Source organism: Mycobacterium sp. E1214 (genome assembly GCF_001666755.1).
In the GTDB taxonomy this organism is placed as follows: Bacteria; Actinomycetota; Actinomycetes; order Mycobacteriales; family Mycobacteriaceae; genus Mycobacterium.
Genome location: NZ_LZJC01000088.1, coordinates 95,805 through 113,527, shown reverse-complemented (window position 1 = coordinate 113,527; position 17,723 = coordinate 95,805). Strand labels below are relative to the sequence as shown.

20 protein-coding genes are annotated in these 17,723 nt (G+C 68.9%); 3 read left to right on the top strand and 17 right to left on the bottom strand.

Annotated elements, in window-relative coordinates; translation table 11 throughout:
• The first annotated feature begins 19 nt into the window (after positions 1-19).
• The gene (locus tag A5700_RS11660) at positions 20-934 is read left to right on the top strand and encodes a class I SAM-dependent methyltransferase (protein ID WP_068073379.1); all 915 of its coding nucleotides are present in this window, start codon (positions 20-22) and stop codon (positions 932-934) included.
• 3 nt (positions 935-937) lie between these two features.
• Here A5700_RS11660 and sppA read toward each other — a convergent pair whose 3' ends face one another.
• Complete coding sequence (sppA, locus tag A5700_RS11655) at positions 938-2,725, bottom strand: signal peptide peptidase SppA (RefSeq protein ID WP_068073381.1); 1,788 nt, start codon at positions 2,723-2,725, stop codon at positions 938-940.
• A gap of 39 nt (positions 2,726-2,764) precedes the next feature.
• Here sppA and A5700_RS11650 point away from each other — a divergent pair, with 39 nt between their 5' ends.
• Positions 2,765-3,694 carry an LLM class flavin-dependent oxidoreductase gene (locus A5700_RS11650; RefSeq protein ID WP_068073382.1) on the top strand — a complete coding sequence of 310 codons (930 nt, stop codon included), beginning with the start codon at positions 2,765-2,767 and terminating at the stop codon, positions 3,692-3,694.
• On the opposite strand, the gene rplO is transcribed toward A5700_RS11650, so the two are convergent.
• The 14 genes from rplO to A5700_RS11580 all read right to left on the bottom strand — a co-directional run bounded on the left by rplO (position 3,695) and on the right by A5700_RS11580 (position 12,829).
• Entirely contained in the window at positions 3,695-4,135 is a 441-nt protein-coding gene (gene rplO / locus A5700_RS11645) for a 50S ribosomal protein L15 (RefSeq protein WP_068073384.1), read from the bottom strand.
• Complete coding sequence (rpmD, locus tag A5700_RS11640) at positions 4,132-4,347, bottom strand: 50S ribosomal protein L30 (protein WP_068073386.1); 216 nt, start codon at positions 4,345-4,347, stop codon at positions 4,132-4,134. Before rpmD ends, rplO begins: the two co-directional genes overlap by 4 nt.
• Positions 4,344-5,018: a 30S ribosomal protein S5 gene (rpsE, locus tag A5700_RS11635; protein ID WP_068073388.1), complete on the bottom strand. Its 675-nt coding sequence runs from the start codon at positions 5,016-5,018 to the stop codon at positions 4,344-4,346. Before rpsE ends, rpmD begins: the two co-directional genes overlap by 4 nt.
• A 38-nt stretch (positions 5,019-5,056) precedes the next feature.
• The gene (rplR, locus tag A5700_RS11630) at positions 5,057-5,425 is read right to left on the bottom strand and encodes a 50S ribosomal protein L18 (protein WP_082959780.1); all 369 of its coding nucleotides are present in this window, start codon (positions 5,423-5,425) and stop codon (positions 5,057-5,059) included.
• A gap of 41 nt (positions 5,426-5,466) precedes the next feature.
• Entirely contained in the window at positions 5,467-6,006 is a 540-nt protein-coding gene (gene rplF / locus A5700_RS11625) for a 50S ribosomal protein L6 (RefSeq protein ID WP_068073392.1), read from the bottom strand.
• Between the two features lie 10 nt (positions 6,007-6,016).
• The gene (gene rpsH / locus A5700_RS11620) at positions 6,017-6,415 is read right to left on the bottom strand and encodes a 30S ribosomal protein S8 (protein ID WP_068073394.1); all 399 of its coding nucleotides are present in this window, start codon (positions 6,413-6,415) and stop codon (positions 6,017-6,019) included.
• Between the two features lie 84 nt (positions 6,416-6,499).
• Positions 6,500-6,685: a type Z 30S ribosomal protein S14 gene (locus tag A5700_RS11615; protein WP_068073396.1), complete on the bottom strand. Its 186-nt coding sequence runs from the start codon at positions 6,683-6,685 to the stop codon at positions 6,500-6,502.
• Positions 6,686-6,687: 2 nt separating this feature from the next.
• Positions 6,688-7,251 carry a 50S ribosomal protein L5 gene (gene rplE / locus A5700_RS11610; RefSeq protein ID WP_068073398.1) on the bottom strand — a complete coding sequence of 188 codons (564 nt, stop codon included), beginning with the start codon at positions 7,249-7,251 and terminating at the stop codon, positions 6,688-6,690.
• Positions 7,251-7,568 (bottom strand): 50S ribosomal protein L24, encoded by a 318-nt coding sequence (gene rplX / locus A5700_RS11605; protein ID WP_066945894.1) that lies wholly within the window; start codon positions 7,566-7,568, stop codon positions 7,251-7,253. The genes rplE and rplX overlap by 1 nt, the downstream gene beginning before the upstream one ends.
• The gene (rplN, locus tag A5700_RS11600; RefSeq protein ID WP_003403649.1) at positions 7,569-7,937 is read right to left on the bottom strand and encodes a 50S ribosomal protein L14; all 369 of its coding nucleotides are present in this window, start codon (positions 7,935-7,937) and stop codon (positions 7,569-7,571) included.
• Positions 7,938-8,144: 207 nt separating this feature from the next.
• Positions 8,145-9,644 (bottom strand): HNH endonuclease signature motif containing protein, encoded by a 1,500-nt coding sequence (locus tag A5700_RS11595; RefSeq protein WP_068073400.1) that lies wholly within the window; start codon positions 9,642-9,644, stop codon positions 8,145-8,147.
• Between the two features lie 41 nt (positions 9,645-9,685).
• On the bottom strand, positions 9,686-10,621 hold the full coding sequence (locus A5700_RS11590; protein WP_082959943.1) for a DUF4436 domain-containing protein: 936 nt from the start codon (positions 10,619-10,621) through the stop codon (positions 9,686-9,688).
• A 173-nt stretch (positions 10,622-10,794) separates the two neighbouring features.
• Positions 10,795-11,706 (bottom strand): DUF4436 domain-containing protein, encoded by a 912-nt coding sequence (locus A5700_RS11585; RefSeq protein WP_068073402.1) that lies wholly within the window; start codon positions 11,704-11,706, stop codon positions 10,795-10,797.
• A gap of 232 nt (positions 11,707-11,938) precedes the next feature.
• The gene (locus A5700_RS11580; protein ID WP_068073404.1) at positions 11,939-12,829 is read right to left on the bottom strand and encodes a formylglycine-generating enzyme family protein; all 891 of its coding nucleotides are present in this window, start codon (positions 12,827-12,829) and stop codon (positions 11,939-11,941) included.
• Between the two features lie 218 nt (positions 12,830-13,047).
• Between A5700_RS11580 and pstS the strand changes: the two genes are divergently transcribed.
• Positions 13,048-14,175, top strand: coding sequence for a phosphate ABC transporter substrate-binding protein PstS (gene pstS / locus A5700_RS11575; protein ID WP_068073407.1), 1,128 nt, complete (start codon positions 13,048-13,050; stop codon positions 14,173-14,175).
• Between the two features lie 43 nt (positions 14,176-14,218).
• Here the strand turns inward: pstS and A5700_RS11570 are convergent, their stop codons facing one another.
• Together A5700_RS11570 and A5700_RS11565 are read right to left on the bottom strand one after the other, a co-directional pair.
• The gene (locus A5700_RS11570; RefSeq protein WP_068073409.1) at positions 14,219-15,145 is read right to left on the bottom strand and encodes a DUF4436 domain-containing protein; all 927 of its coding nucleotides are present in this window, start codon (positions 15,143-15,145) and stop codon (positions 14,219-14,221) included.
• Positions 15,146-15,282: 137 nt separating this feature from the next.
• Positions 15,283-17,643 (bottom strand): arylsulfatase, encoded by a 2,361-nt coding sequence (locus A5700_RS11565; RefSeq protein WP_068073497.1) that lies wholly within the window; start codon positions 17,641-17,643, stop codon positions 15,283-15,285.
• Positions 17,644-17,723: the final 80 nt, after the last annotated feature.

Genomic DNA, 17,723 nt, shown 5'->3' with positions numbered 1-17,723 from the left:
GCTCGGTAGGGTTTGTCCCATGCCTCGCACGCACGACGACGAGTGGGACCTGGCCTCCAGCGTGGGGGCGACCGCGACCATGGTGGCGGCCGGCCGCGCGATGGCGACCAAGGACCCCCGCGGCCTGATCGATGACCCGTTCGCCGCGCCGCTAGTGCGCGCCGTTGGGCTGGACTTCTTCACCAAGATGATGGACGGCCAGCTCGACCTCGACGCGATCGACAACATGTCGCCCGAGCGCCTGCAGGCCATCTCCGACGGAATGGCGGTGCGCACCAAGTACTTCGACGATTACTTCGCCGACGCCATGGCCGCCGGGGTGCGTCAGGCGGTGATTCTGGCCTCCGGACTGGACGCGCGCGCCTACCGGTTGCCCTGGCCGGCCGGCAGCGTGGTCTACGAGATCGACCAGCCGCGCGTCATCGAATTCAAGACCGCGACGCTCGCCGAGATCGGCGCCGAGCCCACCGCGCAGCGCCGCACCGTGCCCATCGACCTGCGCGCGGACTGGCCGGCCGCGCTCAAGGCGGCCGGTTTCGATCCGGCGGCGCCGACGGCCTGGCTGGCCGAGGGGCTGCTGATCTACCTGCCGCCGCAGGCCCAAGATCGGTTGTTCGACGACATCACCGCGCTCAGCGCGCCGGGCAGCGCGATCGCCACCGAATTCGTGCCCGGCATCATCGATTTCGACGTCGATCGGGCCCGCGAGCTGTCCGAGTCGTTCCGCCGGCACGGCGTCGACATCGACATGGCGTCGCTCGTCTACACCGGCGAACGCCATCACGTCGTCGACTACCTGTCCGGTGCGGGCTGGTCCGCGGAAGGTGTTACCCGCGCAGAACTGTTCGCCCGCAACGGGATTGAGCCGCCCGCCCCCGACGAGGACGACCCGCTTGGCGAGATCATCTTCATCAGCGGCAGGCTGGCCGGGTAGCGCCTACAGGCGCTCCCGGCCCACCCACAGCACGCTGGCCCCGGTCACCGATCGCTCCACTTCCGCCACCGCGCCGGCGATCACGCGACTCAGGATCGCGCCCACGGCGTCCGGCACGGAGGCGGCGGCCGGTTGCGAGGAGGCCCGCGGCCGCACGAAGTCCATCAGCGACGCGCTCGGGTAGCTGACGATTCGGACGCTCGCGTCCTCGTCCAGCCCGGCGAGCACCTTGGCCCGGCGCACTGCGGTTCGGAACCCGCCGAGTTCGTCGACCAACCCGCGGTCGAGGGCGTCCGCGCCGGTCCAAACCCGGCCCCGCGCAACCCGATCCACGGCGTCGGTGGTCAGGTTGCGGCCCTCGGCCACCCGGTGCACGAAGTCGTCGTAGACCAGGTCGGCCTCCGCCTCGCGGTGGGCGCGCTGCTCGGGCGTGAACGGCGCGTCGATGGCCCAGGCGTCGGCGTTGGCGTTGGTGCGCACGGTGTCCGAGCCAACGCCGAGCCGCTCGAGCAGGTCGCGGATCACCAGCTTGCCGGTGATCACCCCGATCGAACCGGTGATCGTCGCTGGGTTCGCGACGATGGCGTCGGCCGCCGCCGAGATGTAGTAACCACCCGAGGCGGCGACCGTGCCCATCGACGCCACCACCGGCTTGCCGCCCGTGCGCGCCCGCTTCACCTCCCGCCAGATGGTCTCCGACGCGGTGACCGAACCGCCAGGACTGTTCACGCGCAACACGATCGCGGCAACGTTCTCGTCGGCGGTGGCTTCCCGCAGCGCCGCCGCGATCGTGTCACCGCCCACCGTGCTGGACCCGAACGGCAGGAACTGCGGGCCGCCGCGGCCGTCGACGATCGTCCCGTCGACGTGGACCACCGCGAGGACCGGCTTGGCCCGGCGACCCGGGACCGACGGCACCGGCGGGGCCAGCCGCGGGCGCGCCGCACCGGCGTAGCGCGCCAGGTACAGCCGCGGCGGCTCGTCGTCCGAGGGGTCATCGGAGGAAACAGCTTCGACGCCAGCGAGTTCCGCGATCCGCGCGTAAGCCTCGTCGCGGAATCCGATCCGGTCGACCAGACCCGACGCGACGGCGTCGTCGCGCAGCAGCGGGGCGCGGTCGGCCAGGGCGTCGAGCGCGGCGCGGTCGAGCTTGCGCGATTCGACCACCGCCTGCCACACCTGTTCCTGCAGGCTGTCGAGCATCCGGGTGACGGCCTCGCGGTGCGCCTCGGTGAAACCCGGCTCGGTGAAACGGTTTGCGGCCGACTTGTATTCGCCGCGCGCGACGAATTGGGCTTCGATACCGGCCTTGTCGAAGGCGTCGCGCAGGAAGGTGGCGTTGCTGGCGAACCCGACCAGGCCGACGCTGCCCGACGGCTGCATCCACACCTCGCCGAACGCCGACGCCAGGTAATACGACAGCGTGCCCGGGTAGGTCTCGGCCCAGGCCAGCGACGGCTTGACGGCGGTGAAGGCGGCGACGGCGGCGCGCAGTTCCTGCACCGCCGCGGACGGCGAGGCCGCGAGCTGGACGCGCGCGATGAGCCCGGCGACGCGCGGGTCCTCGGCGGCGCGGTGAATGGCGGCGACGGTGTCGCGCAGCGTCGCCGGCCGATTGCCGCCGGCGATGAGCGCCAGCGGATCGAAGCCCGTGGTCTCCGGCGGCACCGCCCGCAGGTCGAGTTCGAGGACGACGCCGTTGGGCACGCCGTGGTGGCGGGCGGTGTCGACGCGGTCGGCCAGCGCGCGGATATCGCTGACGCCGGGCAGGGCAGACAGGAAGGCGAACATGTTCTGCAGCGTACCGATCGGGCGCCGTAGGGTGAGCCCGTGAGGTTTTGCATCGCCATCCCCCAGTTCGACTACGACGAATTCGACGCCGACGGGCTGCGCGCGTTCCTGACGCGCGCCGAGGAACTGGGCTTCGAGGGGGCGTGGACGCTCGAGCAGACGATCGGCGAGGCTCCCTTGCTGGCCCCGCTGGAGTTGCTGTCGTTCTGCGCGGGCTGCACCGAACGGCTGCGCCTGGGCGTCGCGGTGCTGGTGACGTCGCTGCACGAACCCCTGCAGCTGGCGTCGGCCGTCACGACGGTGGACCGGATCAGCCGCGGCCGCCTCGACGTCGGCGTGGCGCCCGGCGGCGGCGGGCGCAGCTTCGCCGCGTTCGGCGTCGACAAAAACACTTTCATCTCGTACTTCACCGAAGGCCTGCAGTTGATGAAGGCGGCCTGGTCCGACGAGCCCCGGGTGACCTACCACGGGCGCTTCCGCGACGTCGACGACCTCCCCTTCGCGCCCAAGCCGGTGCAGCGCCCCCACCCGCCGATCTGGTTCGGCGGTCTAGCGCCCAAGGCGTTGGCCAGGGCGGTCCGTCACGGCGACGCGTTCATGGGCGCCGGCTCGTCGACCACCGAGTCCTTCACCAAGGTGGTGCCGATCCTGCGCCGCGAGCTCGACGAGCAGGGCAAAGACCCGGCGCGCTTCACCATTGGGAAGCGGGTCTACCTCATGGTGGACGACGACGCGGCGCGGGCCCGCGAGCGGGTCTTGAAAGGGTTGGACCGCATCTACGGCAACGTGATCCCGGGAATCGAAGCCGTGCCGGTCTGCGGCACCCCCGACGACGTGGTGCTGGGGCTACGCGAGGTCATCGACGCCGGGGCGCAGCTGCTGCTGCTCAATCCCGTCGGCGTCGATGTACCCGAGAACCGCGAACAGATGGAACGCCTTGCCGCAGAGGTCATTCCGCGGTTGAGCTGATCACAGCTCGGTGGCGCTGCCCCCCGCGGCGGTGATCTTCTCGCGCGCGCTGCCGCTGAACTTGTGCGCGGACACCTCGACCGAGACGGTCAGCTTGCCGTCGCCGAGGACCTTGACCAGCGAGTTGCGGCGCACCGCACCCTTGGCCACCAGGTCGTCGACGCCGATCGAGCCGCCCTGCGGGAACAGCCGGTTGATATCCCCGACGTTGACCACTTCGTACTCGGTGCGGAATCGGTTGCGGAAACCCTTGAGCTTGGGCAGCCGCATGTGGATCGGCATCTGCCCACCCTCGAAGGTGGTCGGCACGTTCTTGCGGGCCTTGGTGCCCTTGGTGCCGCGGCCCGCGGTCTTACCCTTGGATCCCTCACCGCGGCCGACCCGGGTGCGGGCGGTCTTCGACCCGCGCGCCGGCTTGAGGTCGTGCAGCTTGATCGTCATTTCGTGCTACCTCCGCTGCCGGCGGCTGTCGCCTCGGCCGGCTCCACCTCGACGAGGTGGCTGACCACCGCGATCAGACCGCGGATCTGTGGGTTGTCGTCGCGGACCACCGAGTGGCGGATCCGCCGCAGGCCCAGGGTGCGCAGGCTCTCGCGCTGCTTCCAGCGGGCGCCGATGGTGCTGCGCACCTGGGTGATCTTCAGTTGGCTCATTGCGGTGTCGTTCCCTCTCGCGCGGCACTGGCGGCCAGCGCGTCGCTCTCGCGCCGCGCCCGCAGCATCCCGGCGGGGGCGACGTCCTCGATGGGCAGCCCGCGCCGGGCGGCCACCTCTTCGGGGCGCTGCAGCAGCTTGAGCGCGGTGACGGTCGCGTGCACGACGTTGATCGCGTTGTCGCTGCCCAGGGACTTGGCCAGGATGTCGCGCACCCCGGCGCATTCCAGCACCGCACGCGCCGCGCCGCCGGCGATCACACCGGTACCGGGGCTGGCGGGGCGCAGCAGCACCACACCGGCGGCCGCCTCACCCTGCACCGGGTGCGTGATGGTGCCGCCGATCAGCGGAACGCGGAAGAAGCCCTTGCGGGCCTCCTCGACACCCTTGGCGATGGCGGCCGGGACCTCTTTGGCCTTGCCGTAGCCGACGCCGACCATGCCGGCGCCGTCACCCACGATGACCAGGGCGGTGAAGCTGAAGCGTCGACCACCCTTGACCACCTTGGACACGCGGTTGATCGCGACGACCCGCTCCAGGTAGTTGCTCTTGTCGCCGTCGCGGTCGCGGCCACGGCCACCGCCGTCGCGCCGACCCCGGTCACGGTTGTCGCCGCGCGAGTCGCGGTTGTCGCCGCGGGCCTCGGGGCCGCCGGCTGACTGTTCCGCCATTATGCGGTCCTTCCGGTCTTGTTCAGGCTCTTGCTCATCTAGAAACTCAATCCGTTCTCGCGGGCGGCATCCGCCAGCGCCGCGATCCGTCCGCCGTAGGTGTAGCCGCCGCGGTCGAACACGACGCTGTCGATTCCGGCGGCCTTGGCGCGCTCGGCGATCAACTGGCCGACCCGCACGCTGCGGGCCTTCTTGTCACCGTCGAGGCCGCGCACGTCGTCCTCGATCGAGGACGCGGCGGCCACCGTGGTGCCGTTCTCGTCGTTGACCAGCTGCACATGGATGTGCCGCGACGACCGGTTGACCACCAGGCGCGGACGCTCCGGGGTGCCCGCGAGCTTCTTACGCAGCCGCGCGTGCCTGCGCAGTCGGGAGACCCGGCGAGTCGCGGAGATGTTCTGGCCCACCGGCTTACGCGCGGCGGCGTCACCTTGTGATTGCGCCATGATTACTTACCTGTCTTTCCGACCTTGCGGCGGATCTGCTCGCCCTCGTAGCGCACGCCCTTGCCCTTGTAGGGGTCGGGGCGGCGCAGGCGGCGGATGTTCGCCGAGATCTGGCCGACCTTTTGCTTGTCGATCCCGGAGATCGAGAACTTCGTCGGCGACTGCACCGCGAAGGTGATTCCCTCGGGCGCCTCGATCACCACCGGGTGGCTGTAGCCCAGCGCGAACTCCAGGTTGGCGCCCTTGAGCTGCACGCGGTAGCCGACCCCGAAGATCTCCATCTTGGTCTCGTAGCCCTGCGTCACACCGGTGACCAGGTTGGACACCAGGGTGCGGGACAGCCCGTGCAGCGAACGGTTGCGCCGTTCATCGTTGGGACGGGCGACCACGATCGCGCCGTCGTCGTTACGCGACACCGTGATCGGCTCGGCGACCGTCAGGTTCAGGGCGCCCTTGGGCCCCTTGACCGAGACGTTCTGGCCGTCGATCGTGACGTCGACCCCGGTCGGAACCGGAACCGGCTGCTTACCAATACGTGACATATCTATCCCCTCACCACACGTACGCGAGGACTTCGCCGCCCACGCCCTGTCTGGCTGCCTGACGATCGGTCAGCAGGCCCGAGGAGGTCGAGATAATCGCCACGCCCAGGCCGCCGAGAACGCGCGGCAGGTTGGTGGACTTGGCGTACACCCGCAGGCCGGGCTTCGACACCCGGCGCAGGCCGGCGATGCTGCGCTCCCGGCTGGGGCCGTACTTGAGCTGAACGATCAGTGACTTGCCGACCCGAGCATCCTCGGTGCGGAAGTCGGTGATGTAGCCCTCGCTCTTGAGGATCTGGGCGATGTTGGCCTTGATCTTCGAGTGAGGCAACGTCACCTCGTCGTGGTACGCCGAATTGGCGTTGCGCAGACGTGTCAAGAAGTCTGCGATCGGGTCCGTCATTGTCATGACAGCGTCTATAACCTTCCTCGCGATGGTTCCCGGACGGGCCTGTCGCGCACCTGTTCTGGGTTGGTCTCGGGTTGTCCTGGCTTACCAGCTGCTCTTCTGCACGCCGGGCAGTTCACCCGCGTGCGCCATCTCGCGCAGGCAGATCCTGCACAGGCCGAATTTGCGGAAGACCGCACGCGGACGCCCGCACCGGTTGCAGCGGGTGTAGCCGCGCACCGCGAACTTCGGTTTGCTGTTGGCCTTGTTGACCAGTGCCTTCTTCGCCATGCTCAGTTCTCCTTGAACGGAAAGCCGAGGGCCCGCAACAGCGCTCGTCCTTCGTCGTCGGTCGTCGCCGAGGTGACGACGTTGATGTCCATGCCGCGGGGCCGGTCGATCTTGTCCACGTCGATCTCGTGGAACACCGACTGCTCGGCGAGCCCGAAGGTGTAGTTGCCGACGCCGTCGAACTGCTTGGGCGACAGCCCACGGAAGTCGCGGATACGGGGCAGCGCGATGGAGGTGAGCCGGTCGAGGAACTCCCACATCCGGTCGCCGCGCAGCGTCACCCGGGCGCCGATCGGCATGCCCTCGCGCAGCTTGAACTGGGCGATCGACTTGCGCGCCTTGCGGATCTCGGGCTTTTGGCCGGTGATGAGCGTCAGGTCGTTGACGGCGCCGTTGATCAGCTTCGCGTCGCGGGCGGCCTCGCCGACGCCCATGTTGACGACGACCTTGGTCACCGTCGGGATCTGCATCACGTTGGCGTAGCCGAACTGCTGCTGCAACGAGTCACGAATCTCGCTGCGGTAGCGCTCTTTCAGCCGCGGCTGAACCTTCTCAGCAGTAGTCATCAGATGTCCTTGCCGTTGCGCTTGGAGATGCGGACGCGCTTGCCGGTCTCCTCGTCGACCCGGTAGCCGACTCGGGTGGGCTTGCCGTCGGAGTCGACGACCATCACGTTGGAGGCGTCGATCGGGGCCTCCTGGGTGACGATCCCGCCCGACTGCGCGCCGCGCTGGTTGCTCGACACCGCGGTGTGCTTCTTGATCGAGTTGACGCCCTGCACCAGCACCCGGTTGCGCTCGGGGTAGACCTTGAGCACTTTGCCCTTGGCGCCCTTGTCCTTGCCGGCGATCACCAGGACGGTGTCATCCTTCTTGATCTTCATCTACAACACCTCCGGGGCCAGCGAGATGATCTTCATGAACCGCTTCTCGCGCAGTTCGCGGCCGACCGGCCCGAAGATGCGCGTCCCGCGGGGGTCGTTGTCGGGCTTGATGATGACGGCGGCGTTCTCGTCGAACTTGATGTAGCTGCCGTCGGGACGCCGGCGCTCCTTGACCGTCCGCACCACGACGGCCTTGACCACGTCACCACGCTTGACGTTGCCGCCCGGGATGGCGTCCTTCACGGTGGCGACGATGACATCCCCGATGCCGGCGTAGCGTCGCGACGAACCGCCGAGCACCCGGATGCACAAGATCTCCTTGGCGCCGGTGTTGTCGGCGACCTTCAGCCGCGATTCCTGCTGAATCACTCGATCTCCTGACCTGGTTACGTGTGCACGGCAGGAGACTCACCGGTGATGAGCGTGCGGCGGGCATGACCCACCAACAACCTGACGTGCGCGGTCTTGTTGCCGAAGGGCACGCGGGGCCGATTCGCACCGGCCGAGGTCTGCCCAAGGCAACCCCTAGAGTCTAGGGGACGACCAGCTCAGAGCCAAATTCGCGGAACGGGGCCTCTAGAAGGGTGGCGGATCGGGGTCAGCGGCGCTGGGCGGTGCGGGTACAGCGGCGCTGCGGGGTGCGGGTACAGCGGCAGGAACCCGACGGGCGGCGCGGTTGTGGTGACGTTCGGTGGCGACGCGGCGGGCGCGATCCTGGCTGCGGGTGCGGCGGCGCTTCGGCATCATGGCGCCGCGCTGGTCGCAGTAGTCGGGGCGCGCGGCGGGGTCGGCCGTCAGGTGGCCGGTCGGGGTGCACAGGTGCGGAAACAGCAGGGCACTGCCAGGGGTGGTGACGTAGGTCTGGCCGCCGGGCAGCGTCCAGATCACCGTGCCATCGGGAAGCTGCCGGTCGTCCCAGCCCCAGAACGTCTTGAGGAGATGGTGGGTGCGGCATAACGCTTTGAGATTCGACGCGTGCGTGGCCCCGCCGCGGCCGTAGGGCACCGTGTGGTCGATGTCGCAATCGGTGGCCGGGCGGTCACACCCCGGTGCCCGGCAGGTCATGTCCCGGCAGCGAACGAAGTCGGCCAACGCCTTCGAGGGTAGGTAGCCGGCCTCGGGCGGCGCATCGGCCGGATGCGCGAGCGGGACCCGCTTCGCCGACTCGGCCAGCTCGGCCACCAGCTCGGGTGGCAACAATCCCTCGCTCCCGAGCTGCGCCCCGGGCGCCGTGCCGGAGCCGTCGAGCGTCGCCTGCTCGGCGATCACGTGGACGACGACGGGCCCCGCTGTACGACCGACCGCGGCGCATTCTCGGCGCCCGCACCGACAACCCATTCGATCCGCCCCGGCCGCCAACACCCCCAGGGCATCGGCGCGGCGCTGCTCGCGAGTCCGCGGGTCGTGCACGCACACCGTGGCGGCCAGCGCGTCCAGGCGCGCGTCGAGCGCGCGCCCGTCCGGGCTCAACAGGCTGCCTTCGATACGGGCCAACCCATCCCCGCCGTCGCCGATCCAGATCTCGCGGCCCGCGGCGCGCTCGCGGCGGCGGCGCACCGCGTCGGCGTCCGCCCGGCACACCACCCGGTCCACCGCGGCGGCGAGGCGACCGTGCGTCATCGACGGCCAGCGCGCTGCCCGCGCGGCCAATTGCCCGTCGACCGCGGCCAACACCTGGGCATCGGTGATCAGATCGGTGCGGAACACCACCGTCTGGAACGTCCGGTAGTCGATGTCCCCCGCGGCGAACACTGCCCCTACCCGCGGCAGCCGCTCGCGCATCGCCCGGGCATAACGCAGCCGGCTGGCCGCCAAGCCCAGACTGATTCCCAGCGCCGCGCCCACCTCCGCGGCCACCGCCGCCTCGGTGTCCACAGCCCAGTCCTCGGTCTCCGAGCACCGCGCCAACCGGTAGGCGAACAACTCCCCGATGGCCACCAGCTGCGCGGCCGCCGCCCGGTTCTCCGCCCGCCCCGCCGCGCCGATGCGTCCCAGCAACGCGGCCGACTCCGCCGTGGGCGTCGGGCAGTGCCGCTCGACCATCTCGTCGAACCGCGTTCGGACATCTTCGAACATAAGTTCGATTATGCCGGACGCCCCCGACAACCTTCGGACCGTCAGCTGGAGTGCCGATACCACGCGGCGATGTAGAGGACCAGGGCGGTGGCGAGGGCGATCAACACCCAGATCACCACCGACTGGTCGATCCAAGATCCGGCGGGCGGGGTGCCGGGCAGGATGTTGCGCAAGGGCACGACCGCGAACAGCATCGCGGCGTACCAGGTGGAGAACGGTGGCAGGAACTGCCGCCGGCCGGTCAGCATCTGGATCGCGACGAACAAAGCCAGCGTCGGCAGGGTGATCAAGACCAGGCAGATGCCGAGGTCGAACACCAACGGGCCCTTGGCCCGACGCAACGTGATGATGATGTTGTCGGGGCGATCGGGATCGTTCTTGTTGCGCACCACGCGATTCGCGGTGACGTCCCACCCGTCCAGCGAGCCGGTCACCTCCACGCGCCCGGGCCGATACTCGCGGTTCTCACCGGTGCCCACCAGCACATCCGCCTGGATGGTGTCGGTGCGGTAGGAGTCGAAGGGCCAGTCGCCCGGATCACCGTGCGCTTCGATGGTGGTCGCCACCATCGCCGGCATCTTGCCCACCGGATACTGCAGGTCACCCAGGTCGTTCTGCGGGAAGAACCGCACCGAGGTGTCGGTGTTCAACACGTTGAGCCGCTTGTCGATCATCGAATCCTGCGGAATGACAAGCACTTTGACGTCCAGGCGATTCGCCACGGGATGCAGCTGCTCGAACCGCACCAGGACCACGGTGCCGTCGGCGGTGTTCACGTCCGGCGCGGGCAACGGCCCGGGCGTGGTCGCCAGCCAGTGATAGCCGAACAGGGACAACAGATAGATGACGACGACGCCGAGGATGATGGAGAGGTCGAGGACGAGATGCCGGCGGCGCGCCTTCTTCGCGGTGGTCGCGGACTTCTCGGTGGCCGCGGGGGCGGGCGGCGCCACGGCCGCGGCGGCGGGCCGAAACATCGCCACGTCGGGTCGAAGATCGGCCGCCACGCTGACGTCCCGGTGCACGGTCACGAAGGCAGATGCTAGCAAGGCAAATGTTTGCCAGCAGCCCCAGAAGTCCTGCGCTACACGTTCTTAACATGCTCCGCGACCAGCGTTAACACGCCGCGGCCGCACCATACCTGTAAGGGTCAGTCGCCTTGCCGGATCCAGGCGAAGATGTACAGGCTCATCGCCGTCACCAGCGCGATCAACACCCACTGGACGATGGCCTGGTCGATCCACGATCCGGGTGGCGGCGCGCCCGGCAGGATGTTGCGCAGCGGCACGATGGCGAACAGGTTCGCGGCGTACCAGGTGGCGAACGGTGGCAGGAACTTGCGTCTGCCCAGCGCCATCGGAATGGCAACCAGCAACGCCAGGGTGGGCAGGCTGACCAGGACCAGGCAGATGCCCAGGTCGAAGATCAACGGCCCTTTCGCCCGTTTCAGGGTGATGACGACGTTGCCGTTGTCGACCGTGCGCGACGTCGGCAGCGCCGCCGGGTCGTGCACGCGGTTAACGGTGATGTCCCAGCCGTCCAGCGATCCGGTCACTTCCACCCGGGCGGGCACCTTCTTCAGGGCGTCACCGGACCCGACGAACGCGTCGGCGGCGATCGGCTCGGTGCGGTAGGAGTCGAACGGCCAGTCACCGGGATCGCCGTGCGCCTCCACCGTGGTCGCGACCTGGGCGGGCGCCTTCCCTTTGGGGTAATGCAGGTCGCCGAGGTCGCTGGTCGGGTACAAGCGCACCGCGACGTCGGTACCCAGCACGTCGAACCTGTTGTCGTAGGCCGAGATTCCGGGATAGACGAGCACGTCCACCGACAGCCGGTTGGTGACGGGCTTCAACTCCTCGACCCGCAGCTGCACGATCGTCGCGTCACCCCCACCCTGGCTGAGATCCAGCGGGGGCAGCGGGCCCTCCGACTTCTGCAGCCAGTGCACGCCGAACAGCGACAGCACGTAGGCGGTGAGGACCAGAGCCAGCACCACGACGCCGATCACGAGGCGCGGCCGTCGCGCCGGTTGTCTGTTCGCCGCGGGCGTCGGCGGCGTCATGTCGGGCGGCGGCGGGGCCGATGTCACGGGCGCCTCGGTGGTCGTGGCTGACCCGCCGGTGTTATCCGGCTCGTCCGGGGGTGGCACGTGGTCAGATGCTAGCGAACCCACACCGGCCCCGCGCGGTGACGAAAATGCCGTCATCCGCCGTCCATTCGGCGGTAACCCACCGGTCGCTTTCCCCGCGCGAAGTGCGACGAAAATCGAACGATCCGTTTGCTGGCGACCGGGCCTAATCCGACGTTCGGTCGGCCGCGCAGCGAAATCCGATGTGGGTGGTCGCCGTGTCCTGTGACTGCGGCGACCGCGCGGCGGGCCGGTAGCGGTGGCAGTACTCCGGCGCGCACAGATGCGAGCCGCCCTTGAGCGCCTGACTCACTCCTGGGTTCGCCGGGCCCACCGGCGCGCAGCAGGATTTCGGCGGCCGATCGGGGCGGTGGTGCGCGGTGAACTCGGTGGCGGTCCACTCCCAGACGTTGCCGATCATGTCGAGCAGCCCGAACGCGTTGGGCGGGAACATGCCGATCGGCGACGTGCCCACCCATCCGAGGGCGCCGTCGTTGCGGTAGGGGAAGCTGCCCTGCCACGTGTTGGCCATCAGGCGGCCGCCGGGGCGCGTCTCGTCCCCCCACGGGTAGGTGGTCGCGGCGCCGCCCCTGGCCGCGAACTCCCACTCGGCCTCGGACGGCAGTCGCCGCCCGGCCCACCGCGCGTACGCCGCGGCGTCCGGGTAGGCCACCTGCGTGACGGGGTGGTCGGCTCGGCCGGTGAGGTCGCTTTCCGGGCCGAACGGGTGGCGCCACTGGGCGCCCGGCACCCAGGTCCACCACTGCCGCCAGTCGCGCAGGTCCACGGGGCCGGCGGTCGAGCGGAACGCCATGGCGCCCGGGCTCAGGTCGTCCGGGTTGGCCCCGGGGTACAGCGCGGGATCGATCGGTTGCTCGGCGACGGTGACATAGCCGGTCGCCGAGACGAATTGGGCGAATTGGGCGTTGGTCACGAGATGCCGCTCGATGGCGAAGGCGGCCACCGTCACGGTGTGCACCGGCGCTTCCTCGGGGTAGAAGCTGGTCGAACCCATGCGGAAGGATCCGCCGGGAAGATCGACCAACTCGCTGTGCACCCCGTCCAGGGTAGGCCGATCGCCGCGCCGCCAACCCGCCCGGCCGGGATCGGCAGCGCACCCGTTCATCCGCCGTTTGTTTGCCAGTTAATTCGGTACCGGTAAAAGTCGACGTACGTCGAGATCGGCGTGGCCCCCGCCGCGCCGGACACCGAGCTCGCCGCCGACGCCGGGCATCCTCGCGGTCGACGAGGCCCAGCCGTCTAGGAGGCAACAACGTGAAGCGCAACCGCCCGCTGGCAGCCGCCGGCATGGTCGCGGCCGCGGCGGTACTCGCTGCCTGCAGCGAGGACGCCCACCCGGCCCTGGCCTACACCGCCGGCGCCAAGGTGGACTGCGGGGGCAGGCAGACGTTGGCGGCCAGCGGCTCGACCGCCCAGGCCAACGCGATGACCAAGTTCATCGAGGCCTACCGCAAGGCGTGTTCCGGGCAGACGCTCGACTACAACGCCAACGGCTCGGGCAACGGTGTCAGCGACTTCCTCGCGGGCAAAACGGATTTCGCGGGCTCCGACATACCGCTGAGCGGCGACCAGTACGCCGCCGCCAAGCAGCGCTGCGGCGGCGCCGACGCCTGGAATCTGCCCGTGGTGTTCGGCCCGATGGCGATCACCTACAACCTCGGCAGCGTCGACTCACTGGTCCTCGACGCCCCCACGATGGCCAAGATCTTCAACGGCACCATCACCCGTTGGGACGACCCGGCGCTGACCGCCCTCAATGCGGCCATGCCGGCGGAGGACATCCACGTCGTCTACCGCAGCGACGCGTCGGGCACCACCGACAACTTCCAGGCCTACCTGCAGGCGGCCTCCGGCGGCGCGTGGAAACAGGGCGCCAGCAAGAACTTCAACGGCGGCGTCGGCACCGGCTACGTCGGCAACAAGGGCACCGCCGGCGCGGTGAAGTCCACCGAGGGCGCCATCAGCTACAACGAGTTGTCGTTCGCGCTGCAGCAGGGGCTCTACGCCGCCGAGATCAAGACGCCGGCGAGCCGCAGGTCGTTGCGCCCGGTGCGGATCGGCACCGACACGGTCGGCAAAACCATCAAGGGCGCCAAGATCATTGGCGCGGGTAACAACCTGGTGCTCGACATCTCGTCGTTTTACAACCCCGCGCAGCCCGACGTCTACCCGATCGTCCTGGCGACCTACGAGATCGTCTGCTCCCGCTACCCCAACGCCGACGAGGCCAACGCGGTGAAGGCCTTCCTGCAGGCCGCCATCGGGCCCGGGCAGATCGACCTCGCCAGGAACGGGTACATCCCGCTCTCCCCCGAATTCCAGGCGCGGGTTTCCAGCGCCGTCGACGCCATCAGCGCCGTGGGTGGGCAGAACCCGGAGTGATTCCGGGCTCGGTCCACCGCGGTCGCGTCGAAAGTGGTTGACCTCAGGTCTTTTTCGGCGTTTTTCGGTCGCGATGTCGCCACCAGGCGGTGATGAAGATGGTCATCGCGGCGACCAATCCGATCAACACCCACAAGACGATGGCCTGGTCGATCCACGAACCGTACGGCGGGCTGCCCGGCAAGATGTTGCGCAACGGGACGATGGCGAACAGCATCGCGCCGTACCAGGTGATGAACGGCGGAATGAACGACGTCCTGCCCAGCGCCATCGGGATGGCCACCCACAGCGCCAGCACCGGCAAGGTGATCAGGACCAGGCAGATGCCGACGTCAAAGATCAACGGCCCCTTGGCCCGGTGCAGCGTGATGATGATGTCGTCCTTGACGTCTGGGTTGGCGTCGTCGGAGTCGTGCACGCGGGTGACGGACGCGTCCCAGCCGTCCAGCTTCCCGGTCGCCTCGAGGCGGGCGGCGGCCTTCTCCCGGTTCTGGCCCGAGCCGGTGAACACGTCGGCGGAGATGACCTCGGTCTGGTAGGTGTCGAACGGCCAGTTCGCCGGGTCGCCGTGCGCCTCCAGCGTGGTGCTGACCTGGGCCGGCGCCTTGCCGACCGGGTACTGCAGGTCACCCAGGTCGTTGTCGGGATACAGCCGCACGGCCGTATCGGCGGTCAGCACGCCGAAGTTCTTGTCGTACAACGTGTCCTTGGGGTAGACGAGGACGTTCACGGTCAGGCGGTTCGCCACCGTGTCCAGCTTCTCCAAGCGCACCTGGACGACGCTGTCCTCGGCTTCGACCTTGCTCAGGTCGACCGCCGGGAGCGGCGGAGCCGACTTCGCCAACAGGTGCACGGCGATCAGCGAGAGCACGTAGATCACGATGAGCGAGGCGACGATCCCGAAGGCGATCGCGATTTGCCGTCCTCGGGCACCGGGGGCCGCGGGGGCAACCGGGGGCGCGGCGGTCATTGAGGCATCACGGGCCAGATGCTAGCAGTGCAGGGCGGCCTTTCGGTGCAAAATCGCCCCGCCGAAACGTGGCCGCAATCCGGATCGGGTGGGGCCCTCGCCGATTTGCTGGGGTCGGCCCTTTCCGACCTGCCGACTCAGTCGCGCGAGAACGCCAACGCGATCTCGGTCTCCACGTCGGTGTACGGCCGGCCGGACAGGTCCACCGTCACGTGGGCGATGCTGCCACCGGTAAAGGTGAACGGCGCCTTGTACTTCGAGGACACGCCCGATCCGCCGTTGCGCCCGACGGTGATGCCGGCGCCGGCCAGCCCGAAGGTTCCCGGGTGCGTCGTGACGCCGGACAGGGTGCCGACGACGGTGTCGTCGACAAACAGTGTCACGTCGCCCAGCGGCGTGTGGCTGTTCTCAACGGTGCCGGTGCGGGTGTAACTCGCGCCGAACAGGTGCCGGCCCAACGGAACAGCGTCGGCCGACGCGACTTCTTGCTGGCGCTCGCCGAGGAAGTTGTACACGTAGTGCAACCGCCCGTCCTGGATGAACAGCACGTGCCCGCCGTGCGCGCCGCCCTGCTTGAACAGGACTCCCTCGGCGCCGGTGGTGTCGACGGTGACGTCGGCCAACACCGAGAAGGAGCGGCCGCGCAGCTCGGCGGCCGCGCCGATGCCCACGTCGGCGCAGTCCGGGTAGTAAACGTAGCTGGTGCGGTCGCCCGCAAGGTAGGGCCGCGACCGCGTCATGGTTTCTAAGATGTTCAGGTCCGACAACGGCAGCCCGTTGTACTTGGCCGCCTCCGAAAACCACAGGGCCTTCAGCTCTTCCAGTTTGTCCGGGTTGTCGGCGGCCAGGTCGTGACACTGGCTGCGGTCGGCCTCGATGTGGAACAGCTCCCAGCGGTCGGCCTCGAAGTGCGACCACCCCGCGGGGGTGGCCGCGTGCACGGTGTTGGCGAACCAGCCCCGATGCCAGATCCCGCGAGTGCCCAGCATGGTGTAGAACTGCGTCGCCTTGCCGGTGTCGGCGGCGGGATCGTCAAGCGCCGCCTTGAAACTCACGCCGTCGAGCGGCTTCTGGGCGATGCCCTTCACCGTCTCGGGCGGCGTCATGCCGAGCAGGTCGTAGACGGTCGGCGTGATGTCGCAAACGTTGACGTAGGTGTCGCGGGTCTCGCCGTGCGCGGCGATCCCGTTCGGCCAGGAGATGATGGCGGTGTCGGCGATGCCGCCCTCGTGCGACGCGTAGCGCTTGTACAGCTTATAGGGGGTGTTGAACGCCATCGCCCAGCCGATGGGGTAGTGGTTGTAGGTCTGCGGCCCGCCGAGGTGGTCGAACAGCTTCATGCTCTCTTCGACGGTGTCGATGTAGCCGTTGAAGAACTTGCCCTCGTTGACCGACCCGTTGGGGCCGCCCTCACCGCTGGCGCCGTTGTCGGAGATCACCACGATGATGGTGTTGTCCAGCTGGCCCGACTCCTCGAGGTAGTCCAGGATGCGCCCGATCTGGGCGTCGGTGTAGCTCAAGAAACCGGCGAACACCTCGGCCATTCGCGAAAACAGCTTCTGCTCTTCGTCGTTCAGCGAGTCCCACGGCCGCACGGTGTCCTGCGCGGGCCACGGCTCGCCACCCGGCCCGCGCACGTCGGCATACGGGTTGATCGGCGAGAGCTCGGTGTCCGCCGGGACGATGCCCAGCGCCTTCTGCCGCTCCAGCACGATCTCGCGGTACCGCTCGTAGCCCATGTCGAACGTGCCGGCGTATTTGTCGGCCCACTCGGCGAAGACGTGGTGGGGCGCGTGGCCGGCGCCGGGGCAGACGTAGCTAAACCAGGGCTTGTCGGGGGCGATCACCTTGGCGTCGCGGATGAATTCGATGGTCTTGTCCGCGATGTCCTTCGACAGGTGGTAGCCGTCCTCCGGCGTGGCCGGCGGGTTCACGGGATGGTTGTCATAGACCAGGTCCGGGTACCACTGGTCGGTCTCGCCGCCCATGAACCCGTAAAACCGTTCGAAGCCACGGGAATTCGGCCAGTGCCGCTTGGTCGACGCCAGGTTCGACTCCTCGAGCGGCGTCAGGTGCCACTTGCCGACACAGTAGGTGTTGTAACCGCGCTCGGCGAGGACCTCCGAAAGCAGCGCGGTGTCGAACGGGATGCGGCCGTTGGCGTTGGGGAAGCCCTCGGTGAACTCCTCGATGGTGGCCATGCCCACCGTCGTTGCGTTGCGCCCGGTCAGCAGCGACGCCCGGGTCGGCGAACACAGCGCGGTCGTGTGGAACTGCGAGAGCCGCACGCCGCGGTCGGCGATGCGGGTCATCGCCGGCATCTTCACCAGGCCGCCGAAGCAGTCCCAGGTGGCGATGCCGGTGTCGTCCCATACGAGGTAGAGGACGTTGGGCGAATTCTCCGGCGCCGTCGGCGCGGCGAAGGGCCCCCAGTCCGGTTCGGAATCCCGGATGTCGAGCTCGATCTTGCCCGTGAACTGCCCCGAACCAGTCGCCATCGCCAGCTCCACTCTCGTCGCGGACTTACCCGCGCAACATCGCGTGAAGACTACACCCGGGACGGGGCGTTAGGGTGCCT

Excerpts from the sequence above, each read along its gene's own strand:
- A5700_RS11615 (WP_068073396.1), bottom strand. The coding sequence starts at position 6,685 with ATGGCGAAGAAGGCACTGGTCAACAAGGCCAACAGCAAACCGAAGTTC.
- A5700_RS11660 (WP_068073379.1), top strand. The coding sequence starts at position 20 with ATGCCTCGCACGCACGACGACGAGTGGGACCTGGCCTCCAGCGTGGGG.
- rplO (WP_068073384.1), bottom strand. The coding sequence starts at position 4,135 with ATGACGATCAAGCTGCACGACCTCAAGCCGGCGCGCGGGTCGAAGACC.
- rplE (WP_068073398.1), bottom strand. The coding sequence starts at position 7,251 with ATGACTACTGCTGAGAAGGTTCAGCCGCGGCTGAAAGAGCGCTACCGC.
- rpmD (WP_068073386.1), bottom strand. The coding sequence starts at position 4,347 with ATGAGCCAACTGAAGATCACCCAGGTGCGCAGCACCATCGGCGCCCGC.
- rpsE (WP_068073388.1), bottom strand. The coding sequence starts at position 5,018 with ATGGCGGAACAGTCAGCCGGCGGCCCCGAGGCCCGCGGCGACAACCGC.
- sppA (WP_068073381.1), bottom strand. The coding sequence starts at position 2,725 with ATGTTCGCCTTCCTGTCTGCCCTGCCCGGCGTCAGCGATATCCGCGCG.
- rpsH (WP_068073394.1), bottom strand. The coding sequence starts at position 6,415 with ATGACAATGACGGACCCGATCGCAGACTTCTTGACACGTCTGCGCAAC.
- A5700_RS11565 (WP_068073497.1), bottom strand. The coding sequence starts at position 17,643 with ATGGCGACTGGTTCGGGGCAGTTCACGGGCAAGATCGAGCTCGACATC.
- A5700_RS11595 (WP_068073400.1), bottom strand. The coding sequence starts at position 9,644 with ATGTTCGAAGATGTCCGAACGCGGTTCGACGAGATGGTCGAGCGGCAC.
- rplF (WP_068073392.1), bottom strand. The coding sequence starts at position 6,006 with ATGTCACGTATTGGTAAGCAGCCGGTTCCGGTTCCGACCGGGGTCGAC.
- rplX (WP_066945894.1), bottom strand. The coding sequence starts at position 7,568 with ATGAAGATCAAGAAGGATGACACCGTCCTGGTGATCGCCGGCAAGGAC.
- A5700_RS11590 (WP_082959943.1), bottom strand. The coding sequence starts at position 10,621 with ATGTTTCGGCCCGCCGCCGCGGCCGTGGCGCCGCCCGCCCCCGCGGCC.
- A5700_RS11585 (WP_068073402.1), bottom strand. The coding sequence starts at position 11,706 with ATGACGCCGCCGACGCCCGCGGCGAACAGACAACCGGCGCGACGGCCG.
- A5700_RS11570 (WP_068073409.1), bottom strand. The coding sequence starts at position 15,145 with ATGACCGCCGCGCCCCCGGTTGCCCCCGCGGCCCCCGGTGCCCGAGGA.